3 protein-coding genes are annotated in these 2,503 nt (G+C 39.5%); all 3 read left to right on the top strand.

The window, feature by feature from the left end:
- The first annotated feature begins 150 nt into the window (after positions 1–150).
- Entirely contained in the window at positions 151–1,095 is a 945-nt protein-coding gene (locus WB217_RS03915) for an AAA family ATPase (protein ID WP_423990828.1), read from the top strand.
- 4 nt (positions 1,096–1,099) lie between these two features.
- Positions 1,100–2,296 (top strand): DUF58 domain-containing protein, encoded by a 1,197-nt coding sequence (locus WB217_RS03910; RefSeq protein ID WP_423990826.1) that lies wholly within the window; start codon positions 1,100–1,102, stop codon positions 2,294–2,296.
- Positions 2,296–2,503: hypothetical protein (locus WB217_RS03905; RefSeq protein WP_423990824.1), on the top strand; the 208-nt coding region annotated here is incomplete at its 3' end. The genes WB217_RS03910 and WB217_RS03905, both read left to right, overlap by 1 nt.

Raw genomic sequence — 2,503 nt, 5'->3', positions numbered from 1 at the left:
ATGTTGATTGGATCGGAAGGGAACAACCAGCATTAACTCAACTTTTGTTTAAATGAGAATGGATAAAAATGGGTCTGAGTTTTCTTTTATTACAGCAGATGGTAAACTTTTAAAAAAGAGAAATTTTCTGATAACTCAGGGGGAGTAAAAATGGAATGGTCAGCAAAACTTGAAAAATTAAAAAAAGAAATAAGTAAAAATGTCATTGGCCGTGATTTTGAAGTGGAAATGATGGTGATTTCACTTTTAAATAATGGCCATATTTTAATGGAAAGCGTTCCGGGTACTGGGAAAACTTTGCTTGCTAAAACCTTTTCGAAAGCTATTAGCGGAGAGTTTTCAAGAATTCAATTTACGCCGGATGTGCTGCCTAGCGATATAACCGGGATTCAATTTTTCAATCCGAAGCTTCAGGAGTTTGTATTAAAGCCCGGTCCCATTGTTACTAATATCCTTTTAGCTGATGAAATTAACCGTGCAACACCTCGGACGCAGTCAAGCTTGCTTGAGGCGATGGAAGAACAACAGGTGACAATTGATGGCCATACGATTCAGCTGAACACACCATTCTTGGTAATTGCAACACAAAATCCAGTCGAGTCTCAGCAGGGTACTTTCCAGCTTCCCGTAGCGCAAATGGACCGCTTTTTTATTAAACTTTCCCTTGGTTATCCTGAATTGAATGAAGAAAGAGAAATGATCCGCAAGCATAGATTTGGTTCTTCAAAAGAAGAAATAAATCCTGTATTGAGCAAAGAGGATATTATTCAATTGAAGAGAGAGCTTGAAAATGTGCAGCTTTCTGAAGTTGTTGAGCAATACTTGCTGAAAATCACAAGGGAAACGAGAAACCATTCTTCCATAGAATTAGGGATCAGTCCTCGTGGAACTCTCGCTTTGGTGAAAGCAGCTCAGGGAAGAGCCCTTGTTAAGGGCAGGAACTATGTAATCCCAAATGATATAAAGGAAATGGCTCCATTCGTTTTAGGACACAGAATCTATTTAACAGCTGAGGCATCTTTAACTTCTACTCCTGAAAAAGTGGTTAAGGATCTGTTAGAATCTATTCCGCTTCCGGTGGAAGTTGAGGTTTGAGGCTATGCAGTGGAAAAAAGTAATCATCGAGGACCGTTTTTTATCCATTCTAGCTTTGCTCGGCATTCTATTGGTCATTGCCAGCTTTTACTTTAATTCATGGTTTATTTTCGGGGCTGGGCTGCTAATTATATTAATAACAGCTGCTAACTCATATTATTTAAAGCATATTGGCGAGGGTCTTGTCTTTGAAAATAAGCGTGAAAGAAACCGTTATTTCATAGGTGATAACGGCGAATGGTCTCTTCTTTTTGCTAACCATGGACTGCCTATCATGAAGGCAAGGTTGACTGTTTATTTTGACAGTGCCGTAGTACCTGTTTCAGGAGAATTTCATATTCACCAATCAAAGGTTGATGTAGGCATGCCGGTATCATTAAGTCGGAAGGAACAAACAATCATTAAAATCCCGTTTGCCGCTGAAAAGCGCGGGATGTCAAAAATCAGGAGATTGGAACTTCATATACCGCATTTTTTTGGCTTTGGGGACACGATCCTGGAGTTTAAAGATGTCATTAATATGGAGGCACTTGTATACCCAAGGCCGATCTCTGTCAGAAACATAGATAAACATAAATCATTTAAACCAGGTAACAGCCCATCGTTATTTTCAGTTTTTGAAGATAGTATGGGTCCAATTGGCACAAGAGATTATCTTCCGACTGACAGTTTTAACAGAATTAACTGGAAAGCAAGTGCCAGGAGAATGACATTGCAAACAAAGGAATTTGAGCGGATAACCGAAGCAGGTGCTGTTTTGTTTGTTAATGTAGTAGATGGCTTTTCTGTAACAGTCTTGCTGGAATTCCTTATGAGCAGCATAGCTGAAATGGCTTATTTCTTCCATAAGGCTAACATTCCATTTTCTCTTTGTATGAATATCAGATCAGCGGGTGCCACTCCTTTTACTTATATACCATTAGGTTCAGGAAAGGATCATCTGCAAAAACTGCTCGATATTTTGGCGATTGCAGACTATCATTCTCCTACAATCCCGTATGACAAGATGCTGTTCTTTTACAAAAGGCATATTCCAGCCGCACCTACGATGATCCATACAGGAATTCGAACAGAAGGTGCAGATGTTTATTTCAAGGATTTTGGCAGGGATGGGGTCCAGCTTTTGGAGCTGCAAAGAGGTGAGGAGGAGAAAGCCGTTTTAGAACCGCTCAAACTCATGATGAAGGAGGTGGCGATGTAATGAATAAAAAAGTCTTGAACATATTTTTCCGTTTTTATATGGAATGGACCTTTGCCACCTTAATCATATTGATGCTTCATTTACTATCTGGTCAGCAAATGCCCTTGTTATCCACCATGGCCATCCCTGGAATAGCTTCCTTACTATTTGCCATTCTTTTAGAGAGGAAAGGAAATCAGGCTAAAGCATTGTACTTTCTGCTGATTA

It is taken from the genome of Mesobacillus sp. (assembly GCF_049588175.1).
GTDB lineage: Bacteria > Bacillota > Bacilli > Bacillales > Cytobacillaceae > Mesobacillus.
Note: the sequence above shows the minus strand (reverse complement) of the source record. Positions and strands in the feature narration are given on the sequence as shown.

Bases quoted from the DNA above. Each gene is read 5' to 3' on its own strand.
- WB217_RS03910 (WP_423990826.1), top strand. From the start codon at position 1,100: ATGCAGTGGAAAAAAGTAATCATCGAGGACCGTTTTTTATCCATTCTA.
- WB217_RS03915 (WP_423990828.1), top strand. From the start codon at position 151: ATGGAATGGTCAGCAAAACTTGAAAAATTAAAAAAAGAAATAAGTAAA.